This is a genomic window from Bradyrhizobium sp. WSM1417, assembly GCF_000515415.1.
Lineage (GTDB): Bacteria > Pseudomonadota > Alphaproteobacteria > Rhizobiales > Xanthobacteraceae > Bradyrhizobium.
Window position 1 is genome coordinate 2,253,491 of sequence record NZ_KI911783.1, and the last position, 25,475, is coordinate 2,278,965.

17 protein-coding genes and 2 pseudogenes are annotated in these 25,475 nt (G+C 59.2%); 14 read left to right on the forward strand and 5 right to left on the reverse strand.

Features of this window, described 5'->3' with window-relative positions; translation table 11 throughout:
- Nucleotides 1-97 precede the first annotated feature (97 nt).
- From BRA1417_RS0110755 to BRA1417_RS0110775, 5 genes are all read left to right on the forward strand, one after another.
- Complete coding sequence (locus tag BRA1417_RS0110755; protein ID WP_027515817.1) at nucleotides 98-1,012, forward strand: ABC transporter permease; 915 nt, start codon at nucleotides 98-100, stop codon at nucleotides 1,010-1,012.
- A gap of 8 nt (nucleotides 1,013-1,020) precedes the next feature.
- Nucleotides 1,021-1,908, forward strand: coding sequence for an ABC transporter permease (locus BRA1417_RS0110760; protein ID WP_035968438.1), 888 nt, complete (start codon nucleotides 1,021-1,023; stop codon nucleotides 1,906-1,908).
- A gap of 35 nt (nucleotides 1,909-1,943) precedes the next feature.
- On the forward strand, nucleotides 1,944-2,885 hold the full coding sequence (locus BRA1417_RS0110765) for an ABC transporter ATP-binding protein (RefSeq protein WP_051448313.1): 942 nt from the start codon (nucleotides 1,944-1,946) through the stop codon (nucleotides 2,883-2,885).
- Nucleotides 2,886-2,890: 5 nt separating this feature from the next.
- Nucleotides 2,891-3,859: an oligopeptide/dipeptide ABC transporter ATP-binding protein gene (locus BRA1417_RS0110770; RefSeq protein ID WP_027515820.1), complete on the forward strand. Its 969-nt coding sequence runs from the start codon at nucleotides 2,891-2,893 to the stop codon at nucleotides 3,857-3,859.
- A 260-nt stretch (nucleotides 3,860-4,119) separates the two neighbouring features.
- A complete protein-coding gene (locus BRA1417_RS0110775) occupies nucleotides 4,120-7,509 on the forward strand; it encodes a carboxyl transferase domain-containing protein (RefSeq protein WP_027515821.1) in 3,390 nt (1,129 codons plus the stop codon).
- 318 nt (nucleotides 7,510-7,827) lie between these two features.
- Here BRA1417_RS0110775 and BRA1417_RS0110780 read toward each other — a convergent pair whose 3' ends face one another.
- On the reverse strand, nucleotides 7,828-8,973 hold the full coding sequence (locus tag BRA1417_RS0110780) for an IS630 family transposase (RefSeq protein WP_027515822.1): 1,146 nt from the start codon (nucleotides 8,971-8,973) through the stop codon (nucleotides 7,828-7,830).
- A gap of 565 nt (nucleotides 8,974-9,538) precedes the next feature.
- On the opposite strand from BRA1417_RS0110780, the gene BRA1417_RS0110785 reads away from it, so the two are divergent.
- Nucleotides 9,539-10,576, forward strand: a complete 1,038-nt coding sequence (locus tag BRA1417_RS0110785) for a S9 family peptidase (protein WP_027515823.1) — start codon at nucleotides 9,539-9,541, stop codon at nucleotides 10,574-10,576.
- Nucleotides 10,577-10,620: 44 nt separating this feature from the next.
- Here the strand turns inward: BRA1417_RS0110785 and BRA1417_RS0110790 are convergent, their stop codons facing one another.
- Nucleotides 10,621-11,103 (reverse strand): MarR family winged helix-turn-helix transcriptional regulator, encoded by a 483-nt coding sequence (locus tag BRA1417_RS0110790; RefSeq protein WP_027515824.1) that lies wholly within the window; start codon nucleotides 11,101-11,103, stop codon nucleotides 10,621-10,623.
- 433 nt (nucleotides 11,104-11,536) lie between these two features.
- Here BRA1417_RS0110790 and BRA1417_RS0110795 point away from each other — a divergent pair, with 433 nt between their 5' ends.
- The 6 genes and pseudogenes from BRA1417_RS0110795 to BRA1417_RS39950 all read left to right on the forward strand — a co-directional run bounded on the left by BRA1417_RS0110795 (nucleotide 11,537) and on the right by BRA1417_RS39950 (nucleotide 19,671).
- Nucleotides 11,537-13,069: a porin gene (locus BRA1417_RS0110795; RefSeq protein WP_027515825.1), complete on the forward strand. Its 1,533-nt coding sequence runs from the start codon at nucleotides 11,537-11,539 to the stop codon at nucleotides 13,067-13,069.
- A gap of 865 nt (nucleotides 13,070-13,934) precedes the next feature.
- Nucleotides 13,935-15,467 carry a porin gene (locus BRA1417_RS0110800; protein ID WP_027515826.1) on the forward strand — a complete coding sequence of 511 codons (1,533 nt, stop codon included), beginning with the start codon at nucleotides 13,935-13,937 and terminating at the stop codon, nucleotides 15,465-15,467.
- 162 nt (nucleotides 15,468-15,629) lie between these two features.
- Nucleotides 15,630-16,924 (forward strand): annotated as a pseudogene (locus BRA1417_RS45435) (ABC transporter substrate-binding protein).
- Nucleotides 16,921-17,151, forward strand: a complete 231-nt coding sequence (locus BRA1417_RS0110815) for a hypothetical protein (RefSeq protein ID WP_027515829.1) — start codon at nucleotides 16,921-16,923, stop codon at nucleotides 17,149-17,151. The pseudogene BRA1417_RS45435 and the gene BRA1417_RS0110815 overlap by 4 nt, the downstream one beginning before the upstream one ends.
- Before the next feature lie 631 nt (nucleotides 17,152-17,782).
- Nucleotides 17,783-18,670, forward strand: coding sequence for a 3-keto-5-aminohexanoate cleavage protein (locus tag BRA1417_RS0110820; RefSeq protein ID WP_027515830.1), 888 nt, complete (start codon nucleotides 17,783-17,785; stop codon nucleotides 18,668-18,670).
- A gap of 11 nt (nucleotides 18,671-18,681) precedes the next feature.
- Nucleotides 18,682-19,671: a 3-hydroxyacyl-CoA dehydrogenase NAD-binding domain-containing protein gene (locus BRA1417_RS39950; protein ID WP_051448314.1), complete on the forward strand. Its 990-nt coding sequence runs from the start codon at nucleotides 18,682-18,684 to the stop codon at nucleotides 19,669-19,671.
- Nucleotides 19,672-20,206: 535 nt separating this feature from the next.
- Here the strand turns inward: BRA1417_RS39950 and BRA1417_RS0110830 are convergent.
- The 3 genes and pseudogenes from BRA1417_RS0110830 to BRA1417_RS46190 all read right to left on the reverse strand — a co-directional run bounded on the left by BRA1417_RS0110830 (nucleotide 20,207) and on the right by BRA1417_RS46190 (nucleotide 22,401).
- Nucleotides 20,207-20,977: an SDR family oxidoreductase gene (locus BRA1417_RS0110830; protein WP_051448315.1), complete on the reverse strand. Its 771-nt coding sequence runs from the start codon at nucleotides 20,975-20,977 to the stop codon at nucleotides 20,207-20,209.
- Nucleotides 20,978-21,168: 191 nt separating this feature from the next.
- Nucleotides 21,169-22,018, reverse strand: a pseudogene (locus BRA1417_RS39955) (IS256 family transposase).
- Entirely contained in the window at nucleotides 21,991-22,401 is a 411-nt protein-coding gene (locus BRA1417_RS46190; protein ID WP_371260017.1) for a transposase, read from the reverse strand. Before BRA1417_RS46190 ends, BRA1417_RS39955 begins: the two are co-directional and overlap by 28 nt.
- 992 nt (nucleotides 22,402-23,393) lie before the next feature.
- Between BRA1417_RS46190 and BRA1417_RS0110840 the strand changes: the two genes are divergently transcribed.
- Nucleotides 23,394-24,143 carry an electron transfer flavoprotein subunit beta/FixA family protein gene (locus BRA1417_RS0110840; protein ID WP_027515832.1) on the forward strand — a complete coding sequence of 250 codons (750 nt, stop codon included), beginning with the start codon at nucleotides 23,394-23,396 and terminating at the stop codon, nucleotides 24,141-24,143.
- A complete protein-coding gene (locus tag BRA1417_RS0110845; RefSeq protein ID WP_027515833.1) occupies nucleotides 24,143-25,087 on the forward strand; it encodes an electron transfer flavoprotein subunit alpha/FixB family protein in 945 nt (314 codons plus the stop codon). Before BRA1417_RS0110840 ends, BRA1417_RS0110845 begins: the two co-directional genes overlap by 1 nt.
- Nucleotides 25,088-25,475 lie beyond the last annotated feature (388 nt).

Sequence of the window (25,475 nt, forward strand, 5' to 3'; positions counted from 1 at the left end):
GTGCCGCCCAGGTGGGGAAGCCTGCGATGCATCGCGGCTCCGCTTCTCGTGCGGCGGTGTCTGCCAACAGGTTTGTCACTAACCGGAGTGCCGGCCGATGAGAATCGTCTTCGCCAAAGGACTCCTCAATGCGCTCATCAGCATGCTCGGCGCCAGTTTGATCATCTTCATTATGTCGCGGCTGTCCGGCGATCCCCTGTCGCTGCTGCTGCCGATGGACGCGCCGCAATCGGCGGTGCAGGCAATGAGGCACGAGCTTGGTCTCGATCGGCCGATGTGGGATCAATACCTGATCTTCCTGTGGAAGGCGGTCCAGGGCGATTTTGGCCGGTCCTATCGCTGGCAAATGCCGGCGATAGAGCTCGTGTTCGAACGGCTGCCGGCAACAATCTACCTGGCCATGGCGGCGTTCGCCTTCAGCCTTGCGCTCGCAATTCCGCTCGGCGTGCTGTCGGCAGTCCGTCGAGGCTCGTGGATCGACCAAATCGCACGGATCATTGCAATGCTGGGCCAGGCAGTGCCGTCGTTCTGGGTTGGGCTCCTCCTTATCCTGGTGTTCGCGGTCAACCTGCAGTGGCTTCCCGCCTTCGGTGCTGACGGCGTCCAGCACGTGATCCTCCCGGCCATCGCGCTTGGCTGGTATCCGGTCGCAGCGCAGACCCGCGTCATCCGTTCCGGCATGCTCGAGGTGCTCGATAGCGACTACATTCGCATGGGGCGTGCCGTCGGCACGCCGGAGCGTCTGCTGATCTGGAAGTACGCCCTCCGCAACGCGCTGTTGCCGCTCGTTACCATCATGGGCGTCTACTTCGCCTATATGCTGAGCGGCTCGTTCGTGGTCGAGACGGTGTTCGCCTGGCCCGGACTTGGACGAACGGTCGTCGAAGCGGTATTTGCGCGCGACTATCCAGTGGTTCAGGCCGGCGTTCTCATCACGTCGATCCTATTCGTACTGTCCAATTTTCTTGTCGACCTATCCTACAGCATTATTGATCCAAGAATCCGCCTGTGACTGTAATCTTGGCACCGACACCTGTCACCGTGGCGGACGCTCCGCAGCTGCCGTTTTTGGTCCGTTTCCGCCTGAAGGGCACGCCATGGATCCCGATTTTGATCCTGTTGCTGATCATTGTCGCAGCCATGGGCGGCGAAAGCATCGCACCGCATGACCCGAACGGACTGGACCTCGGCGCGGCATTCCGGCCGCCGTTCTGGCAAGCGGGCGGTAGTTATGACTATCTACTTGGCACCGACAATCTCGGCCGCGACGTCTTATCGCGCATCATTGCTGGCGCGCGGGTATCCGCAATCGTGGTTCTGTATGCGATCGGATTTTCCGGTGCGATCGGCACGATGCTTGGCATTATGGCCGGCTATTTCGGCGGCATCGTCGATATGATCATCGTCCGCATTACCGAGATCATGATGGCCATTCCGACGCTGGCACTAGCGTTGATTTTCACCGCCACGATGGATCCCGGGCTTTCCACTGTCATCATCGTCATCGTGTTAACCTACTGGACCTGGTACGCGCGCATCATCCGTAGCGAGATCCTGTCGCTGCGCGAGCGCGATTATGTGGCCTTTGCCAAAGTTGCCGGCTGCAGCCCGGTGACCATCTTCTTACGGCACCTTCTGCCGAACATCTTCAACACGCTCGTGGTGCTGATGACGCTGCAGGTCGGGCAAGTTATCATCTTCGAGGCCTCGCTCTCTTTTCTGGGCGTCGGCATTCAGCCGCCCGACACCTCATGGGGACTGATGCTTGCTGACGCGCGGCAGTACATTACTTACGCGTGGTGGGGCATCACCATGCCCGGAATCGCCATCATACTCACCTGTCTCTCATCGAATCTGATCGGCGACTGGTTGCGTGACCTGCTCGACCCGAAACGGAGACAACTGTGACCGCGGCGCCCCTTCTGCAAGTCGAAAACCTACAAATGCACCTGCATCTACGCCGCGGCGTGGTGAAGGCGGTGGATGGCGTTTCATTTGAAGTGCACGAAGGCGAGACACTAGGCATCGTCGGCGAGTCCGGCTCGGGCAAGACAATGACCTGCCTATCGATCCTGCGCCTCCTGCCGATCCACAGTGACGGCAGGCTGGACGGCAGTGTGAAGCTCGACGGCGAGGACCTGCTGCAACTCAGCGAAGAGGACATGGCCAGCCGGGTGCGCGGACCGAAGGTTGCGATGATCTCGCAAGACCCAATGACCTCGCTCAATCCGGTCTACACCGTTGGCGACCAGGTCTCCGGGCCGTTCCTCTACCACAAGCTGGTCAGGACCGCTCTCGAGGCGATGGCTGCCGCCGCGCAAGGCTTGCGTCGCGTGCGTATTCCCTCACCGGAGCGGCGGCTGAAGAACTACCCTCACCAGTTTTCCGGCGGCATGCGCCAGCGTGTCGTAACCGCCATGGCAATCGCCTGCTCGCCACGTTTGTTGATCGCCGACGAGCCGACCACCGCACTGGACGTCACCATCCAGGTGCAGATCATGAATCTGCTGCGCAACATCCAGCAGGAGTCGAAAGTCGGCATCATCCTGATCACTCATGATCTTTCGATCGTCGCCGGTCTCTGCCATCGTGTTGCGGTAATGTATGCAGGCCGCATCATCGAAACCGGCAAGGTGCGCGACATCTACCGCAATCCGCAACATCCCTATACCCAAGCCCTGCTGGAGGCGATCCCACATCTTGGACAGAAGCGCCGGCGTCTTGCGGCGATCCCTGGCCAGCCGCCGAACCTGATGGACTTGCCTAAGGGATGCCGCTTCGCGCCGCGCTGCCCGAAACGCATGTCGGTCTGCGACGACTATCCGCCGGCGACAGACCTCGGAGACCGTCATGTCGTCAATTGTTGGCTCGCAACGAAGCAGTAACAATGATGGGCCTCGAACTTCGCAACCTCTCCAAGCACTTCACAGTCCGTAGCGATCGCGGCAAGGCGACGGTGCGTGCGGTAGAGCGCGTTAGCCTCGAGATCCCCGAGGGCCAGACCGTCGCGCTGGTCGGAGAATCCGGCTGTGGCAAGACCACGATCGCCAAACTCGTGCTGAAACTCGAAACGCCGACCTCCGGCGCCGTAACCTTCGACGGCAAGACTCTCAAGGAGATGTCGCGCAAGGAGATCAAGGATTATCGCCGGCAGGTGCAGGCCGTGTTTCAGGATCCTTACGCCTCCCTCAATCCGCGCCTTACGGTGCGCCGGATCATCACTGAGCCGATTCTTGCGCACTATAGGCGCGATCGCGCGACGCTCAATGCGCGCGTCGCCGAGCTCCTGGAGATTGTCGGCCTGCCGCCGAGGGCGGCTGATCTCTACCCGCATGAATTCTCTGGGGGACAGCGCCAGCGCATCGCGATCGCACGTGCGCTTGCGCTCAATCCGCGCGTCATCATCCTCGATGAACCGATCTCGGCACTCGACGTGTCGATCCGCGCGCAGGTGCTGAACCTGCTAATGGACATCCAGGAGAAGTTCGGCCTGACGTATCTGTTGATCGCGCACGATCTCGCGCTGGTCGAGCATCTCTCCACCCGCGTGGCGGTGATCTATCTCGGCAGCGTGGTGGAGACGGGTGAGAGCGAGCAGATTTTCGCGGCACCAAAACATCCCTACACGCAGGCGCTGTTGAACGCGGTGCCGCGGCCGGATCCGGACTATGTGCCGAAGGCGGCGGAAAGTTTCGACGATACCGGCAGTGCCCTGGAACCGCCGGGCGGCTGCAAGTTCCATCCGCGCTGCCCGTACGCAATGGCGGTGTGCAAGACCGACAACCCGCCGCTCACCAAAGTCGCCGACGGCCGCGAGGCGGCGTGCCATCTGCTGAGTGGCGCCTCGGCTCAAGTGTAAACAGAACAGAAAACAACAAGGAGAAACGGCTCAAAGAGCAGCGCACCTTCCGTGCTGACGACTCTACTAGCTCTGGACGGTGTTGCGGCCCTCCACCAGACGGGGCTCCACATGCGGTCGCGCTTATGGCTCTCATACTGGAATCGACTGGTCTGGTCGATGCGACCCATCTGACACTGACCTGATTTCTGCGCTCTGCCAGCAGGGCGCGATCGGCAACCATGTCGTGCTGAATACATAATAAAAATCGAGTACTTTATATGAAGAGCCTTCTGATCGCCAATCGCGGCGAGATTGCCATCCGGATTGCCCGCGCGGCTGCCGACCTGAGAATCCGTTCCGTCGGAATCTCTTCCGAAGATGATGTTGCGTCACTGCACACAAAGCGATGCGACGATGTGCGCCTGCTGGAGGGTGTTGGACCGAAAGCCTATCTGGACGCCGCACAAATCATTGCCGCTGCGAAAGAAGCGGGCTGCGATGCCATTCATCCCGGCTATGGCTTCTTGAGCGAGAATGCCGACTTTGCCGCCGCCTGCGCTCGCTCAGGCATTACATTCGTTGGGCCGTCGCCCGAAACGCTGACCGTCTTCGGCGACAAGGGAAAGGCTCGCGCCCTGGCGGCGGAACGCGGCGTGGCAGTGATGCGGGGGACCTCGAAGGCTACGACCTTGGCAGAAGCGCGCGAGATGTTTGACGCGCTAGGCGGCCTAATGATTAAGGCGGTGGCTGGTGGTGGCGGGCGCGGCATGCGACCAGTATACAACCGCGAAGATATTGAGCAGGCCTATGAACTCTGTCGTACGGAGGCGTTGCAGGCGTTCGGCAATGGGGACGTTTATGTGGAGGAGCTGTTTCCCATAGCACGACACGTAGAGGTGCAGATCATCGGCGACGGCACTGGTGCGGTCAGTCACATCTGGGAGCGTGAGTGCAGTGTACAGCGCCAGCGCCAAAAGCTGATTGAAATCGCGCCGGCACCAGCCCTCAACAGCGATGTTCGGCAGCGCCTGCTGCAGGCGGCGGTCAGCCTGGCTTCGGCCGTAAAGTATCGCAACCTCGGCACGTTCGAATTTCTGGTAGATGCGTCAGACGATTCAGGCGCTGCCAAAATTGCCTTCATCGAGGCTAATGTGCGATTGCAGGTCGAGCACACGGTTTCCGAAGAGATAACGGGGATCGATCTGGTGCGCGCGCAGATCGAGATCGCTCGTGGCGCACGGCTTGGCGATATCGGGCTCGATCAGGCGTCAATTTGCTCGCCGCGCGGCATTGCCATCCAGATGCGGGTCAACATGGAAACTATGTCGGACGATGGACAAGCGCGTCCAAGCGGCGGCACGCTGACTGTGTTCGAGCCGCCCATTGGGCCCGGGATCCGCGTGGACGCCTATGGCTACGCTGGGTATCGTACCAATCCGCGATTCGACTCGCTGCTCGCGAAAGTCATTGTGCATGCGCGGTCAGGCGAATTCGATGAGGTTGCCGAGCGCGGCTATCGCGCCCTGTCGGAGTTCCGCATCGCTGGCGCGCCGACCAACGCCGCTTTTCTGAAGTCAGTCCTGAAACACCCCGATTTCCGCGCCGGGCGCGTCCATACGCGATTTGTGGAGGAGCGGATTGCCGATCTGCTGGCAATCGACGATGACGCGCATCCGAGCTTTTATTTTGAGCCGAAATCTGGAACGCAATTACGTCAGCCGGCCGGCGCCCGCATCGATGCGCGCGATCCGCTCGCGGTGCTCACCTATGGTCAGGAGGAACGCGATGAAGCAACCGACACACAGGCGATCAAGAATGACACTGGTCTAGCCGGGCCTGATGGCACCGTGCCGCTGCTGGCACCGATGCAAGGAACGATCGTCTCGATCAGCGTCAAAGAGGGCGATTTGGTCCGCACAGGCCAGCAGATTCTCGTCATGGAGGCGATGAAGATGCAGCACCTGATCACGGCTGTGGTTGGTGGCCGGATAAAAATGCTCACCATCGCAATTCATGACACGATCTTTCAAGGTCATCCGCTTGCATTTATAGAGCCAAGTGACGATGCCGGGCACGTGCTTCAGAATGACGAAGAGATCGATCTCGACGAAATTCGGCCGGATCTCGCGGAGGTGCTAGAACGCAAGGCCAAGACAAAAGACGTCAATCGGCCTGAGGCAGTTGCAAAACGTCGTCGCACGAATCAGCGCACAGCTCGCGAGAACATTGAGGATCTCGTTGATCCTGGCTCGTTCTATGAATACGGCGCAATGACCGTTGCCGCTCGGCGGAGCACGACGCCCATGAAACAGCTGATCGAAACGACGCAGGCCGACGGCCTGATCATGGGCCTCGCAACCATCAACGGTGACCAATTCCCAGAGAAGAATAGCCGCGCGGCTGTTGTCTCGTACGACTACACTGTACTTGCCGGCACACAGGGCACGAAGGGCCACTACAAGATGGACCGCATATTCGGCTTGGCCGAAAGTTGGCGCATTCCGGTGGTGCTGTTCGCCGAAGGTGGTGGCGGCCGCGCCGGTGACTCTGATTTTATCGCCGTGGCATGGCTGGAGAATACTTTGTTTCATCGCTTTGCGCGACTGAGCGGCCTGGTGCCTCTGGTCGGTATTACGTCGGGGCGGTGTTTTGCCGGGAATGCCGTTATGCTCGGTTGTTGCGACGTGATCATTGCGACTGCAGACTCCACGATCGGTATGGCCGGACCCTCCATGATCGAGGGGGGCGGGCTTGGAGTGTTCAAGCCGGAGGAAGTCGGACCGATCAGCGTGCAAGTTCCGAACGGCGTGGTCGACATCGCCGTAAAGGACGAGGCGGAAGCGGTCACCGTGGCCAAGCAGTATCTTTCTTATTTCCAAGGGCCAGTGTCTGCTTGGAGTTCCCCCGACCAGCGCATGCTTCGGCACCTCGTGCCGCGGGAGCGGCTACGGGCCTACGACATGCGCAAGATTATCGAAACAATGGCCGACACCGGCTCGGTGCTGGAGCTTCGCCGTGGGTTCGCGGCCGGCATGATCACAGCCCTGATACGCATAGAAGGGAGGCCGATCGGAGTCGTGGCGAACAATCCCGCGCATCTCGCTGGCGCCATTGATAGTCCTGCGGCAGACAAGGCTGCGCGGTTCATGCAATTGTGCGATGCGCACGACATTCCGCTGCTATTCCTTTGCGACACACCTGGCAACATGGTCGGTCCTGAGTACGAAAAGACGGCGCTGGTCCGTCATTGCTGTCGGGCGTACCTTGTCGGCGCCAATGTCAGCGTGCCGACTTTCACCGTCGTGATTCGCAAAGGATATGGTCTCGGCGCGATGGCTATGGCGGGCGGCAGCTTCCATGCCTCGTTCTTCACTATCTCGTGGCCAACTGGCGAATTCGGGGGAATGGGTCTGGAAGGCCACGTCAAGCTTAACCGGCGCAATGAACTCGCCGCGATAGAGGATCCGGGCGAGCGGTTGTCTACGTTCAACCGATTGGTGGCCGAACGCTACGAGAACGGAAAGGCACTCAACGCGGCGTCGCTGTTTGAGATCGATGACGTAATTGATCCGGCTGAAACGAGGAAGTGGGTCCTTTCGGGGTTGCGCTCGGTGCCGCCGCCGCCGCCTCGCTCGGACAAGAAGCGGCCGTTCGTCGACGGCTGGTAGAGAATTTGATTCTAAAGGCCCGGGCAGAAGTTCGCGTTCGGCACATCATCCTCTTGCCGCTGAGGGTCCCCACACCTGTACAGCCGGCCTCGGGTGCGCGTCTTGCGCCACCGACGCACCCGGCTCCGCGCATTCGGTCAGCACCGGTGCTATCAAGTTGCGGCGAATGCGCCTGAAACTCCCGGCGTTGGCGTGTTCAATAGATCGGGTAACGACGAAATCTTCTGATACGACAGCGGCTGCTGCCGGCGCTCGGCCCCAAGTGCAGCTCAGTCGAAAAATTTGCCACTAGGTCAGCGTTTTCTTGGTTGAATCATATCAGGCGGCGTCGGCGAGTTTGTAGGACCAGGTATGGACGACGGGATGGCGATTGACGTCGTCGATTCCGGCCATGACGCGCTCTTTGAGTTTGTGCTTTGATGTGACCCGGATGTGACGCAGGACGGAGCGGGCGAACTTGGAGAAGAAGCCCTCGATGAGGTTGAGCCAGGAGCCGTGCTTGGGCGTGAAAGTAAACTGGAAGCGGCCTGCCGGTCGTGTGTCGAGCCAGGTTCTGGTTTCTCTCGAGATGTGTGCGGAATGGTTGTCGAGGATCAACTTGATCGCGGTCTTGGCCGGATAGGCGGCATCGAGGAGCTTGAGGAATTCTATGAACTCTCGGCTGCGGTGGCGGTCTTTAACGAGCGCGTGGACCTTCCCGGTGAGCAGGTCAATTCCCGCCAACAGGCTGAGCGTGCCGTGACGTTTGTACTCATGATCGCGCGCGAAGGTCGCATGCACGCCCGGCACGGGCGGCAGATCCGGCGCTGTCGTCGCGATCGCCTGGATCCCCGGCTTCTCGTCGTAGGAGACGATCGCGACCGGCTGGTCCGATTTCTTCGACCGGGCAGCGGCTTTTTTCAGGACCTGGACCTCGCGATAGACATACAGCACCTCCGCCATCTTCTGCTCGAACTCGGCGTCGCGGTTTTCAAGATAGTAGCGCACCTTGTGCGGCTTGATGTCCTCCTGACCGAGAAGCTTGCACACCGTGCCCTGAACCAGGCGGGCGAGACGTTCATGTCCGGCGTCCGGTCCGTGCTCGCGTGCATGGCGGGCCAACAGCCGCGTCGTCCACAACTCGTGCGGATAGCCGTGCTCCCTGGCTTTGTCGCACGCCAGAGACACCAGCCAGGCCTTGGCCGCCGGCGTGATCACCGGCTCCTTGCCCGGTCGCGGGCGCTCGTCGAGCGCCGCCAGCGCGCCATCGGCCGCCGCCCGCTCGACGCAGCGCTGGACCGTCTGATGATGGGCACCAAGTCTTTGTCCCACCGCAAAGAACGACGGGGTCTCGCGGTAGGCAAGCAGCATCGCGGCCCGCGACACCCGGCGCGTCGGTTCGGTCCTCGACCGCGAAAGAGCCGTCAACGTTTCAATCTCCTCATCGGTCATCGCCAACTCGACCGCTTGCCGCCATCCTGCCATGATGAAACTCCTCGTTCAGTCAATCGCAAACGAAGAATCCACAAACAAACGTCCCGTTCCATGACAGCCAAGTTCATGGAATCGGTCGTCTAGTGCGTTGCGTTTGAAGAGATGGGCTGGGCGGGGGCACCGATGCGGCGATCCTGCCCGAACATCTCGTTGCTACGACCTCTCCTTGCATCGAGAGCAATAATGCTGCGCCGAATAGGCAATCGGCTAACTTGGCGGGAATCGCTGCTCTGCGGCCAGTCATGCGCGAAATTGCCCGCCCAATACGCTGACTTCACGAGGTGTTATCGGTCTTCGTATCCGCGTATTTATGCTGCCTCGATCAAGCCTCCCGTCGTGTCGTGTCGGTCACGAGGAAACCGGGCGCCCTTCCGAATGACAAGCAGAATTTCGTCAAAGCGGGGCCTTACATTGAGGAAATTCGGCAGAGGGGAAAGTTAGTATTGATACGATCCAATATGGGATTCGGCATCAAGAGGCGAACCGGATGTTGTGCGCTGCTTGGCCTCAAGTATGGGGTGATCTTGCGTCTACAAGACGAGGTGCCGCGGTATTTTTGGACAAGCTGCAGGGAATTTGGGGCGGCACCAATCGGCAAAACTGGGCCGCAAAATGGATCCATATTGGCGATGCTCAGTGCATTCTGTGCGATCTGAATCTCAAAAAGGAAGCGTTCGTCGAGGCGACCGAGGCTTGGCTTAGCGCGCTGACCGCCTTCGAGGTTGCCAAGCGGCTAATTGATGAAGATGATGAGCAAAGCGAAGAGATTTTGGCGAAGGTCGAATCTGGCATTCAAAGGTTTGGATCATCTCTAGAACAGAAAGTAGAGCGGGTAAAACTAGCGTGTGTCGATCGAGGCGAATTCGGGGCCTACTACTTGCCCGGTGCCAAATCCCATAAAAGCAGCCCGGCGGTCATTTGCATCAGCAGGGAAGAAGAAACGGAAGCGGCATTGCTCGGAAGGCTTTTGCCCGTAGTGATTGGCCGCAGCATTTCGCTGCTTGTTGTCTCTCACGACGATTTATCAAATCACTCGCGGAGCCAATCGAAAAACTTCTTTTCTTGCTGCGTCGATTACTTGTCAGCTCGGCCTGACGTTGATGCCGCTCGAATTGGCGTGTATGGAGAAGGGTTATCGGCTGTTCTAGCAACTGAGTTCGCTGTATTTGATCGCCGGGTTGCTGCGGCGGTCTGTGACGGTGGCCTTTGGAATTGGGCTTCGACTCTGGCCTCTGTCAGCTGGATGACGAAGACTTCAGATATCATGGACGACGACGTCACGTCGAGCCGTCGTTTGCGTTTGGCGCGACGGTTAACGTGCCCAGCACTCGTGGTCGCTGGGGGGCGCGGCGTTGTTAGCGCCTCGGAGGCGATCAAGCTTCAGGCCGACTGCGCCGCCGCGGGTATCGACCTGGAGCTGGCTCTATCGTGCGTCAGCCAGACCCCAATCGGGGAGATCGAAAACTTCGTGGCTTCCGATAACCGCATCTTCGCCTGGCTAGAGCATACGCTCGCAGCCGTTCAGGCTTCCGATCATTTCATGAACAGCGGCCATGATAGTGAAGACCTCCTCAGCATTATTGATCTTCGCTAGTAGGAGCTAAATACCACCGTGGCGACGCCCTCGGTGCATTCTGGCTACAATATGCCTATAGTCAGTTTCTGAGATGCCAATCGGCTATTCTTGGCGATCGATGTCAGCCGTTTGTTCAGGTAGCGCAGGGCCTCCTCATCAAGCTCCGCAAAAATAGTCGAGTTAAGAGCCTGTCTTTTGATTGACAGATTCGCAATTTCGGCTCGCGCGTTTGGAGTGAGCGACATCTCCAGAAATCGTGCGTCGTCAGGCGACGTCACGCGAGCTAGAAACTCCATTTTTTCGAGTTTCTTGGTTTGGTTGGTAACGAAGGCGGGATGGACTCGGAGCTTATTTGCCACTGCTGTTCCCGACACTCCGCGACCTTCATCAAGTTCATCGATCGCCATCAGGATCAGCCACTGCGACTCGGATAGCCCGAGCATGTGCGCCCAGCTTTTATGTATCTCTTCGAGCTGAGAGTTGATCTCGATAATGTTCCAGATGAAATCCCGGACCGCTCTTTCAGGATATTCTTTTTCTGCCATGTGGGTCTTTCGCCAAGTTCGGTGTGCCGATACGGAGCCGCAGAGTTGGCGCTACATATAGCTCTTCAGACCACCCGACATAGAGCCTGCCGGGCAGACAGGCCATGCAAATATCAATTGAACAATTCAGTTAATCTAAAAGCCCAACTCTCGTCGCTTAGTTGGTTCGGGCGATCCTGACCGCCTCAGCCTTCGCGATAGGCGCTTTGTCGTTCGCGTCAGCTCGATTTGTTGCCGAATAGTGACAGTTTCCGCAGAAGCATTGATAACTACAGTTAGTTGATTGTAACAATTGCGCTAATCAATTACATGACCAGAGACAGCGAGGGGGCTCCTCGAAGTCGTTCCGTCAATCCCCGCCCGTCGGGCGAGGCTCATAGCGGCGGATCTTTGAAGGACGGAAACGACGTTTCCCAGCTTGGAGGGTTCACTGATGAAACTGACAAAGGGGCTTGTCCTCGGTTCTGCGGCGATGTTCCTCGCGACCGGGGCACAGGCGGCCGATCTCCCTGTAAAGGCGAAGGCCATCGAGTACGTGAAGATCTGCTCGTTGTATGGCGCCGGGTTTTACTACATCCCGGGTACCGACACTTGTATCAAGCTTGGTGGCTATCTGCGTGTCATGGGCAGCTTGCGTTCGAATAGCTACGCTTACCCAGCTGACAGTGGTTTGGCGGGCGCGCAAAATCGGCTCAGCAACTACTATACGGCTTTTTCTCGCGAAGCCCTGAACATCGATACGCGAACCGCCACCGAATATGGCGTGGTCCGTACCTACTTCCAAGGGGTGTTCAGTTGGTATTCCGGCGGATATGCCGGGGCGGGCACGGGCCTCACGGGTGGGGCAACCGCGTATAACGGAGCTCCGGCCGGAACCAACGGTAGCGGCTCGGTTGCCGGCGGCAAGCTTGGCGTCTATGACGCCTTCATCCAATTCGCTGGTTTCACAATTGGTAAGGCGCAGTCGCAGTTCAACGCGCCGTGGTCCGAATATCCGGGGAATTGGTACGAACTGGTGGGTAGCGGCGGCTGGGAGCGCGTCAACCAGCTCACCTATACGGCCGATTTCGGCCAAGGCATCACAGCCGCCTTCTCGGCTCAGGATCAAGTCGCCAATTACACAACCAACATTTGGAACGTGAGCGCCGCGACCCCCGCAGGTCTCGCAGCGGGTGTGTATGGTGCCAACGACATCGGCGGTTCACGCGCTCCTGATCTTGTCGCCATGGTGCGCGTCGATCAGGCTTGGGGCCTCTTCCAAGCGTCGGTGGCTGCCCACGACAACCATGCCGGTTATTATGGGGCCTCAGAGGTCACCGGCTATCCGAGCGACAAGTGGGGTTGGGCTAGTCAGCTGTCGTTGTCGATCAAGAATATCCCGACTGGTCCGGGTGATACGATTAACATGGCGGCAGTTTATACGAAGGGCGCAAGCCGTTACAGCTTCAACAGTTATATCGCCTCCTCCTTCGCGATGTACGGCGGCACAAATTTGGCCGGCGGCTATCAAAGCCTCGGATTTGGTGGTGTTTCTGATTCCGTGTTCGTTGCTGGCGCTGGCCAGGAGTTGACCACGACCTATGGATTTAATGGCGCCTTCATTCACAACTGGGATCCGCACTGGGCGACCAGCATCTACGGTGGAATCGGGGCTGTGCGCTATAACGACACAGCTAAAGGCTACATCTGCGGTGCAGTTGTTCCGGGACTGGCGCTGTCGAGCGGGCTGGCTGGCTGTAACCCCGACTTCAACTACGCGAGTGTCGGTTCATACACGTCGTGGACTCCGGTCAAGGGTCTAACCTTCTTGGCCGAGCTCAATTACACGATGCTGGACCAGAAATACGCAGGCGGAAGCACGGTGACGCTGCCGCTGCAGGCAGGTATTGCAAAGCCTGGGGCTACGTATGAGTTGAAGGACCAAAATAGTCTCACCCTGCTATTCACCGCCCAGCGCAACTGGTGAGTTTCCGCCAACCGCCGGAAACAGATAAGTAGCGGATCCCGGATCTGCTGTTGACGTCCAAAGAAAGGCCTCCGGCATATCGCCGGAGGCCTGGCCAGTTCAGATTCGTTGTTTGCTTCGTGGTGACGCTAGTTAGACGGGGCGGGGGCATGGATGGCCTTCGAATTGGTAGATCGTGTGATGCACGAAGTGGAGTGGCGTTGGCTTGCTAGGCGCGACGTAACGCCGGGCGCCGCGGCTTTTGCCGGCCGATGAAGGATGAGGTAACCGAAACGGCAATCTCCCTTGGGTGTGCCCGGGCAAACGCCGGCATCCTACGCACGGTTCCTGTTTCTTGCGGCCATGCGGCAGCAGCCGATAGTTTTACCCCGCCGTTCGCTTATGACCTCGCTCCTCGTGCATTGTTGAAGCACGGCACTGTCCCGATCTACTATTCTTGAGCCCCAGAGAGGCCATGGCGTTCGCGGGGCTGACTTGCCCCCGAAAGAAAGTTGCAAATGAAAAGCGATAAATCAATTGACTTATACACTTGAATACGATAACTGTCGTCGCCAGATCGTTCAGGTCCTCTCTGACGGTCATAGTTAAACCTCCAAGGAGAGCCCCTGGGATGCCCCCTAGGGGCTCTTTTTTTGGATTACGCAATCGAGCGCCTACGGTCGAAAGATCTTGTTGCTCAACGGTGACACACGCTGTCTATAAACAGTCGCGCTACATTAATTAATTGCATCAATTGTTGATCCAAACTAGATGTCGCTCGACAGCGGGGGGGCTCCTCGAGGTTGTTCCGTCGAGCACCCGCTCACCCAGGTGAGTAGTCCTGGCGGATCTTTAAACGCGAGTTTTCCAGCTTGGAGGTTCATCTATGAAACCAACGATGAAGGGTTTTATTCTCGGCTCCGCCGCAATGTTGGCGGGGGGCGGGGCACAGGCAGCCGATCTACCGGTAAAGGCCAAAGCGATCGAATACGTGAGGATCTGCTCGCTTTACGGCGCTGGCTTCTATTACATCCCGGGCACTGATACCTGCATCAAGCTGGGTGGTTACCTGCGCGCCGAGGTCGCCCTGGGCACCAACAGCGACTATAATTGGACCAGCAGCGGCGTCGGTGGCGCGCACAATCGCCTCAGCAACTACTACACCGCACGCTCCCGCGAAGATCTGAACATCGATACGCGCACTGCGACCGAATACGGCGTAGTCCGTACGTTCTTCGATGGTGTGTTCTCGTGGACGACTGGTGGTTACGCTGGCGCCGGTACCGGCCTCACCGGCGGTGCCACGGCTTACGACTCGGCTCCAGCTGGCACGAACGGCAGCGGCTCGGTTGCCGGCGGTTCGTTGGGCGTCTACTACGCCTTCATCCAGTTCGCTGGATTTACGATTGGTAAGGCTGTCTCGCAGTTCAGTGCGCCCTGGACCAACTATCCGGCCAACAACTTCGATGGACTCTGGGGTGGCGGCGGCACGGTCACTGGCGTGAATCAGTTCACCTACACGGCCGACTTCGGTCAGGGCGTTACAGCCGCGATCTCGGCGCAGGATCAGACTCAGTACTATCAGGCTGGCCTCATCAACGTGTCGGGAATTACATCGTCGGGTATTGTCGGTGGCGCCTACGGCTTGAACGACATCGGTGGTTCTCGGTCTCCCGACCTCGTTGGTATGGTTCGCGTCGACCAAGCTTGGGGGCTTTTCCAGGGGTCTATCGCGGCTCACGACAATCATGCCGGTTATTACGGAGCAGACGAGACCACTGGCCATCCTGGCGACAAGTGGGGCTGGGCGGTTCAGCTGGCATTGTCGATCAAGAACATTCCGACCGGCGCGGGTGACACCCTCAACATCCAGGGCGTGTATACTGATGGTGCAACCCGCTATAACGCCCAAGACTTGGCCCCTGTCGCGTTCTCGATGTTTGGCGGCACCGGTTTGACTGGCGGGTATCAGAGCGTCGGTTTTGCCAGTGCGCCGGATGCCGTTTTTGTAGCCGGCTCTGGACTGCAAACTGTCAAAACCTATGGCTTCAACGGTGGTTACACGCACAACTGGGATCCAAACTGGAACACGGGCATATATGGTATGTGGGCTGCGGTCCGCTACACAGATGCGGCGAAGGGCTTCATTTGCGGCAGCGCCGCGATGGGTGCTCTTCTCGTAACCGGTTCGACCTGTAACCCGGACTTCAATGTCATGTCGGCCGGTGTCATCACGCGCTGGACTCCAGTCAAGAACCTGACCTTCTCGGCGGATCTTAACTGGAGCCGTCTCGACCAGAAATACTCTGGTGCGGTCGCTTATGCGGGCGGCGCTGCCACTGCCAAACCGGCAGCTGTCTATGAGCTGAAGGACCAGAACAGCCTCACGCTGCTGCTCCGCGCTCAGCGCAACTGGTGAGCTTTTTAGCTCGGAAGGAGAAAGGGCTGGCGTTCTAACGAATAGGAGGCCTCCGGCATGCCGCCGGGGGCCGCTGAGGTGGCTCGAGTAGCAGAGCACGAAATAGGCAAAACGCAATTGAGGAAGTTTCATAATTTTCGATCTGGAACAGGCGTAGTGGCAATGCTGCTCGGTTTACTCGCCGCGGCGCCGCTGGCCGCGCAGGAGAAACCGCAATACGGCGGACACCTAAGAGTCGGCTACGGCTACGAGCCAACGTCGCTCGATCCCATCGCGGGGCGTTCTGGAGCTGACTACTACTTCTTCCGTCAAATCTTCGATCAGCTCGTCGACTTCGACCAGTCGGTCGCCCCGGATGCATCGTCGTCGCTCGCCACAGCGTGGGACATTTCCGAGAACCCGGACGCTATCACCTTCACATTGCGTGAGGGCGTCAAATTTCAAGACGGCGCGCCCTTCAACGCCGACGCCGTGAAGAAGAACATCGATCGCATTCTCGATCCGGCGACCAAGGCGACGCCGCGAAACAACATGGCAATCATCAGCTCCGTCGAGGTGCTCGGCGACTACAAGGTCAAATTCAACCTGCGCGGTCCATGGGCGTCCGCGCTGGGCCTGCTGGCGGACCGCGGCGGCGCGATGAGTTCGCCGACTGCATTTACAAAGCTGTTGCAGGATTATGGCTGGACTCCGTCAGGCACCGGGCCGTTCAAGATCAAGGAGGTAGCCACCGGCAACTCGTGCGCATGGTCCGTAACAAGGACTACTGGGGCAAGGACAAGGCAGGCAACCAACTGCCCTACCTGGACGAGATCACCATCGAAATCATGAAGGACGAAACTGTTCTCGTTTCCGCGCTTAAGACGGGTCAGATCGATGTCGCCTATCTCCCGAACCGCGACGTCGATGCGTTTCTTGCGGACAAAGATTTCAACGTGGAGAAGTACGAAGGTCAATCGGTGGCTTCCATCCTGGTGTTCAATCCGGAGATCGCGCCGATGAACGACATCAACCTGCGCCGCGCGGTGGCGCATGCGATCAACCCGGCGGACATCAATAAAGCAGTCTACCTCGGCAAAGCCATCGTTGCCGACTCAGGCATCTGGCCCGTCAATACCTGGGTCTATCAACCTAGTCCGGCGCACATGTCCTATGATCGAAAAGAAGCAAAGGAGGCGTTGGCAGCGGCCGGCAAGCCAAATGGGTTCGAACTCACTATCATGACTTTCCCCAATCCGTTGATGCAGCAAACGGCCGAGATTATGCGCGCACAGCTTGGCCAGGTCGGCATCAAGGCGAACATTGAGCTACTGGCGATCGGACCCGCTACGGAGAAGTTCTTGCGGCCAAGGTGTCACCGCTGTTCCTCACGTCGTGGGGCCGCAATCCGGAGCCGGACCTCACTGCGTCGACGAGCTTCAAGAGCGGTGGCTACTACAATCCGAGTAAGCAGGTGAATGCCGAGTTGGACGCGCTGGTCCAGCAAGGCGCATCGACCTACGATCAGATCAAGCGAAAGGAGCTCTACGCCAAAATCAACGACATCGTGCTTGGCCAAGTGCGCTGGCATCCGATGCTGTACTCCGTCGCATATGTGGCCGCTCCTAAAAAGGTTCAAAACTTGAAATCGCTGGTAACTTGGGACGGCAGGATGAACCTGAAGAACATCTGGATCAAGCAGTGAGAGGGTCGGAGGCGGCTGTGGACACGCACGCCGCCTCTCCAACAAAATCGCTTGAGCCTTCGTGAATATCAAATCGTTCGGCACGGCGAGAGAGGCAGCTCCGAAGGTATGGCCACCTCGATCATCAAACTATCTCGCGCCGGCGGGTGCTTCGGCCCCGGCCTGCGCTCCGACGCACGGCCGCCGCTTCGTGCCATCCAGCCCGATGCCCTGTGGTGTGCCCTTTCAGAAGCGAGCGGGTCTGATCTCGGCTGTGACCAACAGGCGATTGCAGAACGCAGGCATCTATCGCAAATGGGTCCAGCCCGTCAACTTCCACAGGAAGCGCAAGCCCCGTCGATAGCCGCGCGAAAGTCGCCACCGGATCATAACGAGGCTTCCGAAGGCGCGGATGAAGGCAGTTGCTGCAAGCTTTTCTGACGAAGGTTCTGGGGAATGCGTCCACTGACCTTGCGATCTCAGAAGCCCACGACGAAAAGGTGCGATCAATGGAGCGCTTGCAGAATTTCTGCTCTCTGAGCGGTAATATTGGTGAATTTCGGGTGCCGATGCGCAGTATCAACTGCCCAATGGCCAATTGTACCATCGACTTGCGAATGTCGATCTCTTGGTGGAAGGGGGGAAGTTCAGGATGATCTCTGAAGTGTTTATCACCTGTGCGCTCACGGGGACCGGGAACGCAGTTGAACGTAGCCCGCATGTGCCGGTAACTCCGAAGGAAATTGCCGAATCTGCGATTGAGGCAGCGCGAGCAGGGGCCGCGGTGGTGCACGTGCATGTGCGTGATCCTCAAACCGGACAGGGCTCGCGCCATCCGGCGCTGTACCGTGAGGTCGTGGAGCGCATTCGGAAATCGGATGTGAATCCGGTTATCAATCTCACGGGGGGAATGGGTTGCGTTCTCACCTTGGGCGGTGTGGACTCTCCGCTTCCGCCCGCGCCAGAATCGGACATGGTGGGTGCTCTCGATCGACTCATTCACGTTGCAGAGCTACGGCCGGAGATTTGCACACTGGATTGCGGCACGATGAATTTTGGTTCTCATAACGTCATGGTCAACACGTCTAGCACTTTGCGCGCCATGGCAGCCCATGTGAAAGAACTCGGCGTTCGGCCAGAACTTGAGGTTTTTGATACCGGGCACTTGGTGCAGGTGCACGAGTTGATCAAAGAAGGGCTGATCGACAACCCGCCATTGATCCAACTATGCATGGGGATCCGCTATGGCGCTCCGCATGACCTGACCACGTTGCTAGCAATGGTGAACCAGCTCCCGCCCGAAGCCATCTACTCTGCCTTCTCAATAGGTCGGATGCAGCTTCCATATGCGGCGCTGGCTCCGTTGGCCGGGGCGAATGTGCGCGTGGGATTGGAAGACAATCTGTACCTTTCCCGCGGCCGACTAGCAACCAATGCCGAACTGGTCCAGCGAGCAGTAGAGATTCTCGAAAGGATGGGAGTGCGGGTGATGAGCCCGGACGAAGTCCGGGAGAAGCTGGCGTTGAAAGTCCAGGTCTGAGAAGGTCCAAGATGATGGTTGAGAGATTGCCGAGAACGGTCGGATTGTTGGGGGGTGGGGTCATTGGCGGCGGATGGGCTGCAAGATTCGTCCTAAATGGAATAGACATTCGTCTGTTTGACCCCGCTTCTGGCGCTTTAGATAAGGTGCAGGAAATGCTGACCAGGGCCAAACGGGCTTATCAGCGACTCACATCGGTGCCGTTGCCTGCGGAGGGATCTCTTACGGTAGTCGATTCCCTCGAAGACGCTGTGCACGGTGTAGAACTCGTGCAGGAGTCTGCGCCGGAGCGGCTGGAGCTCAAGCAGCAACTCCTTAGAGCGGCTAGTAGTGCGGCGGCGCCTGATGCTCTCATCTGCTCTTCGACTTCGGGATTCCGTGCGTCATTGCTGGAGGTGGGGGTCGAGCAACCCGATCGTCTACTCATCGCGCATCCGTTCAACCCAGTCTATCTTCTACCTTTGGTTGAGCTATGTGCTGGGCAGAACACCACGCCGGAGGTAATGGCGCGGGCTGGGGAGATTTACCGTGGCATCGGGATGCACCCGCTTGTGGTACGGAAGGACGTAGACGGTTTCATAGGGAATCGGCTCCAGGAGGCGCTGTGGCGCGAGGCGCTCTGGCTGGTGCATGACAATGTGGCCACGGTGCAAGAGGTTGACGATGTAATCCGCTATTCGTTTGGCCTTCGCCGGGCAGTCATCGGACCTTTCAGTATGGGAGGCGGAGGAGCTGGCATGCGAAGCACCATGGAGAAGTGGCCGAGCGAGTTGAGGTCGCCATGGACGAAGTTCACCGCTCTTCCCGAGCACGACGACGCTTTCCTCGAAAAGCTCGCCGAGCAAACAGATGCGCGGACCGATAATCTGAGCAGCGCGGAGCTCGAACAAAAGCGCGATGACTGCCTCGTTGCGGTGCTGCAAGGGCTACGCTCCGAGAAGTACGGTGCCGGAGATACGCTTGCCCGCTGGGAGCAGTCGCTACGTGACCGGGCGCCGTAGGGATCTTCCGGCACCGGCCCGCTTTGGACCCCGACGAGCCAAACGGACGGCGATTATTGCGCGAATTCGGCAGCTACTACACAGTCAAGACTCACCTGTGCATTGGAGTTGGAGAACTACTTCTCTTTCACTTAATCGTTCGCGAGAAAGAGGAGAGGTCGGCGGCCAGGTGAGTAGATGCTGGTTCACATGGGCCGCAAGCACCGGCCCTTGGGCCCGTCCAGGGACGCTTCAGCTTGCGCCTTTTGACCTGGCGGAGCCACATGGGTATCTAGCTCCTTCCGGAGCGAACTCGCGCGAGCGTCGAGTTTAGGCGATAAACAGCGATGGCAAAGCCGAATGCGATAAAGAGGCGACTCGATCCGACAGGGGCCGCCTTCGCGCCAAAAAGGGCGGCCTTCGAGAAATCGAAAATATCCGCCGATGGTCAGTGCGCTGGGTAACTATGCTGTAGCCAGACACGAAGTCATGCGAGTTGCAAAATGCGAGAAAGCTCTCATTTTGGGGATGATGTAAATCAGCTGGCGGTCCTCAGCTATGCGCTTGCACTTGCGCCGAGATCGATGGGGATGCATGTGCCATTGATTCCGGAAGCGCAAGGGCTCGCGAGAAAACCAATGGTGGCCGCGACCTCACGGACATCGACAAAGCGATTCCCTGGTTGCGCCGCGCGAAAAAGCGCGATGACCTCATCGATGCTCGTGCCTCGGTTGGCGGCTTGAGCCTCTAGCTGACCTCGCATGAGCGCGGTATCCATCCAGCCCGGCGCGACGGCGTTGATAGTCAGGCCATGGACGGCTCCCTCCAATGCGGCAACGCGGACCAAGCCAAGAACTCCGTGCTTTGCGGCAGTGTACGCGGCCTTCTGACGTCCACCCCCGTAGCTTGCCACTGAGGCGGTAACCACAACGCGGCCGCCAGGAGCTCTCGTCAAAGCCGACCATGCAGCCTTTAGCGCGAAGAATGGTCCGTCCAGCATCACAGCCCGAAGACGTTCCCATTCGGCATCTGGAAACTGATGGAGTGGTGACACGAACTGACATCCAGCATTCAACACGAGAATGTCAAGATGCCCCGCGGTCGCGAGTACGTGCGCGACCATGTCCCGATTTCCGTCCGCAGTGGAGAGATCCGCGTGGAAAACGCCGTCTCCAGCGATGTCTGCACCGTGCACGGTGGCCCCGCGTTCGCGCAGTTCCGCCACGATCGCTTTCCCAAGCCCTCCCACGGCTCCAGTTACTAGCGCGACTCGCCCCTCAAGCGACCATCCATGCGCGTTGGACAGCTGTTCGTCGTGCTTGGCCACTCACTCGTCTCCTAAGCTGTCTCAAACTGGTTGGGGTCGAACAGTAATGTATATCTTGGGCTTGTGTTGAATTCCCTAAAACGTAGATCGTTTTGCAGAAGTTATGCGCCGAATGCTGAAAGCCCTCTGGGATCAGGCAGTCGTTCGCGAACGGTGAGCTATCGCCAAATTTTGGTGACGGCCGGGGCCGGTCAGGCGGCGGCGGTTGTGGGCTGACGGTCGGTCGACTTGGCGATGACCTCGATCCCATTGCTGAATGTCACACCGAGAACGAGTTTTGGCAACTGGTTATGGCCGTCGAGACGGCGCCAGGTTTTCTGCGCGCCCTCGATCAGTTTGAAGACCATCGCAAGCGCGGTCTTGTTGGATAGACACCCCTTCGATCGGATGGTGCGGTGGCGCACGGTGGCAAAGGTGCTTTCAATGGGGTTGGTAGTCCGCAGGTGCTTCCAGTGCTCGGCGGGGAAGTCGTAGAAGGCGAGCAGCGTGTCTCGATCCTTGGCCAGGCAGTCGGCCGCCTTCTCGTATTTTAGCGTGTAGCTCTCGATGCAGGCGTCGAACGCCAGCTCGGCAGCGGCCTCGGTTTCGGCCATCCAGATCTCCTGCAACGCGCGTTTGGCTTTCGGCTGCTGGCTCTTCGGAAATTTGGCGAGCACGTTCGCGGTCTTGTGCACCCAGCAGCGCTGCTCGCGCGTTTTCGGCCAGACCTCGCCGGCGGCTTTCCAGAACCCGAGTGCGCCATCGGCAATGACGAGCTGCGGGGGCACGTCGAGCCCGCGCCGCTTCAGATCGAGCAGCAGATCGCGCCAGTCCTGCGCGCTCTCGCGGGCGCCTGGTGAAGCCGACCAGTTCCTTGCGGCCTTGCGGCGTCGCCCCGATCAGCACCAGGATACACTGCTTTTCGTCCTCGAGGCGGGCTTCGAGATGGATGCCGTCGGCCCAGATGTAGACGTAGCGCTTCGCCGACAGATCGCGCTTCTGCCACGCGGCATGCTCGTCGAGCCAGCCGACCTTCAGCCGGCCGATGGCCGATGCCGACAACCCGGAAGCATGCTTGCCAAGCAGGCCGCCAGCGCCTCGGAGAAATCGCCGGTCGAGACACCCTTCAGGTAAAGGATCGGCAGCAGCGTCTCAATCGACTTCGAACGGCGCATGTAGGGTGGCAGGATCGACGGAGAGAACCGGATGCGGTCGGGATCGGTGGCGTCCGCCTCGCGATCGCGCACACGTGGCTGGCGGACGGCGACCGGACCGATACCGGTCATCACCTCGCGCTCCGGCAGGTGACCGTGGCGGACCACGCGCTGATGGCCGTCCGCGGTCTTCAAATCGGCATGCTTGCCGAGAAAGTCCGCGACCTCGGCCTCGACCGCCTGGGCGAGAAGGGCACGTGGCCCCGTTGCGCAAGACTTCTGTGAGTTGATCGGTGACGTTTCCTGGCTGAATCAGCTTGATGATGTTATCGTTGGACACGGCATATCGCTCCTTCGGTGGAGAAGTGGAGGCGTCAAGCACCCCCACGATATGCCGCCTTTCCGATTCCCGCCGTCACCAACTTTCGGCGATAGCTCGCGAACGGTGAGTTGATTTGGGAGCCGTCGCGGCACGACACACTCGCTAAGGCGAGCCGCGCGCTCGTGAAGGAGCCGAGTGAATAGAGCGGTTAGACGCCGAGGTCCGGTCCATGGTGGCAAAAGGGACTGCTTGTTTTACCAGCAGTCGAGTCCTCGCGACCACCAAACCGGGCGAAGCCGAACTGTCAGAATGCATAAGTTCCTTCCTGCAAATGGTGTCTACAGGATCCACTCAGTCCGAGGCCTCGAGCCTGGTGCTATGCCGCCTCGCTAACTGACCATCGGACTCCTTGAACCGGAAGCGAACGAAGAACCCCTTCGGTTCTGCTCCTTATCGATTGCTACAGTCGCCATCGATTTCGCAGCGGCTAAACACCTGCTGACATGATACCCACAACGATTGACCAAGCAGTACGTACGCATGCCTGTTAGGAATGAGAAGAGATGCGTGTACTGCTAAGAATGGAAACTGCGCCTTGTGCTGTTCGCTCGCAGCTTTTCGCCTTACGATGCCGTGGATAAGCGGAATTTGCGTTCGACCTGCGGAGCATACTGCGCATGCCGTATCGTGCTGGCCTGACGCCATAGACCGTCCCAGTTCCGATCCGACGCGGCTTCGAGAAATCTAGATGGATTACGGAACCAAGCGGGAAGCTAAGGACGGTAGACATGGATGTTAGGTAGGCATGCCTGCTCGTCGGCAGCAGCTCGGTTAGAACGAGACAGCAAAGGCGGCGAACGGTTTTTCTCACCAGAATCCATCAGTATCGTGGGAGCTTCGCGCAAGCGGGCATGACCACACCACAGATGAGATCGACAAAGCAGTCAGTGAAAGAGGATCGATGAAGGTCTTAGTGCCCGTAAAGCGGGTGGTCGATTACAACGTCAAGGTCCGCGTCAAGGGCGATGGATCAGGCGTTGAACTCGCCAACGTCAAGATGTCGATGAACCCGTTCGACGAAATCGCGGTCGAGGAAGCGCTGCGCCTGAAGGAAGGCGGCAAGGCCACCGAGGTCGTGGTGGTCTCCATCGGACCGGCGCAGGCGTCGGAGACGATCCGCACCGGTCTCGCCATGGGCGCCGATCGCGGCATCCTGGTGAAGGCGGAAGGCATCGTCGAGCCGCTCGCGGTGGCCAAGATTCTGAAGAAGATCGCTGAAGAAGGGCAGCCTGGCCTGATCATTCTGGGCAAGCAGGCGATCGACGACGACAGCAACCAGACCGGCCAGATGCTGGCCGCACTGCTCGGCTGGTCGCAGGCGACGTTTGCCTCGAAGCTCGAGGTCGAAGGTTCGGCTTTCAAGGTCACGCGCGAGGTCGACGGCGGCCTGCAGACCGTGAAGCTGAAGGGACCCGCGATCGTCACCACCGATCTGCGTCTCAACGAGCCGCGCTATGCCTCGTTGCCCAACATCATGAAAGCCAAGAAGAAGCCGATCGCGGACAAGACCGTTGCCGATTACGGCGTCGACGTCACCGCGCGTCTTGAGGTTCTCAGCACGACCGAGCCGGCGGGCCGCAAGGCGGGGGTCAAGGTCAAGGACGTCGCCGAGCTGGTCTCGAAACTCAAGAACGAAGCCGGGGTGCTCTGATGACGACGCTTCTGATTGCCGAACACGACAATGCGTCGCTCAAGGATGCGACCAACAAGGCGCTGACGGCGGCGGCCACGCTGGGCGCCGACGTCGAGGTGCTGGTCGCAGGCGAGGGCGCCAAGGCCGCGGCGGACGCCGCCGCCAAGCTCGCCGGGGTGAAAAAAGTGCTGCTCGCTGACGGCGCGCTCTACGCGCATGATCTCGCCGAGCCGCTGGCGGCGCTGATTGTCTCGCTGGCGCCGTCCTATGCCGCGATCGTTGCGCCCGCGACCTCGCGCTTCAAGAACGTGATGCCGCGCGTGGCGGCGCTGCTCGACGTCATGCAGGTCTCGGAGATCACCAAGGTGGTGGCCCCGGACACCTATGAGCGTCCGATCTATGCCGGCAATGCCATCCAGACGGTGAAGTCGAAGGACGCCAAGAAGGTCATCACGGTCCGTACCTCGACCTTCGCCGCGGCGGGCGAGGGCGGCAGCGCGCCGGTCGAGAGCGTGGCGGCTGCAGCCGATCCGGGCCTGTCGAGCTTCCTCGGCGAGGAAGTCGCCAAGAGCGACCGTCCCGAGCTGACCTCGGCGAAGATCATCGTCTCCGGTGGCCGCGCCATGCAGAGCCGCGAGAATTTTGCAAAATACATCGAGCCACTGGCCGACAAACTCGGCGCCGGCGTCGGTGCCTCGCGCGCGGCGATCGATGCCGGCTATGCGCCCAACGACTGGCAAGTCGGCCAGACCGGCAAGGTGGTGGCCCCCGAGCTGTATGTTGCGGTCGGCATTTCCGGCGCGATCCAGCACCTGGCCGGCATGAAGGACTCCAAGGTGATCGTCGCGATCAACAAGGACGAGGACGCGCCGATCTTCCAGGTCGCCGATTACGGCCTGGTTGCCGATCTCTACCAGGCGGTTCCTGAGCTCACCGACGCGCTCGGCAAGCTCGGCAAGTAGAGACGATACACTGGCCAGAACAGATTTTCGCCGGTTCTCAATTCTGGGCGACCTGCGCGCAAGGTCGTACGTCCGTAACGAGAATAGATCCATGCGCCCTGGCGAGCCGCATACTGTTCGGATCCTGGAGCAGATATCGCCTTCGCGTCGGTGTCTACATCAAGATGGTATGGCCTGATCGACCGCGCCTAGCCTGCTAATTGGACCTGTCCTTCGGCCATGCAGCGCTCGTGCAATACGCGTCAATTTGCAAATCTCAAGGCGGATGACGGCCTGATGCCCCGTTCTGCAGTGCATTCCCTGCCGATAAGCTGCATAATGTCCAGTGCTCGCGCTATAATGCTTCGTAGTCTCGAGGCATATCGACTAAATTCGGTAGCTGAGGTGT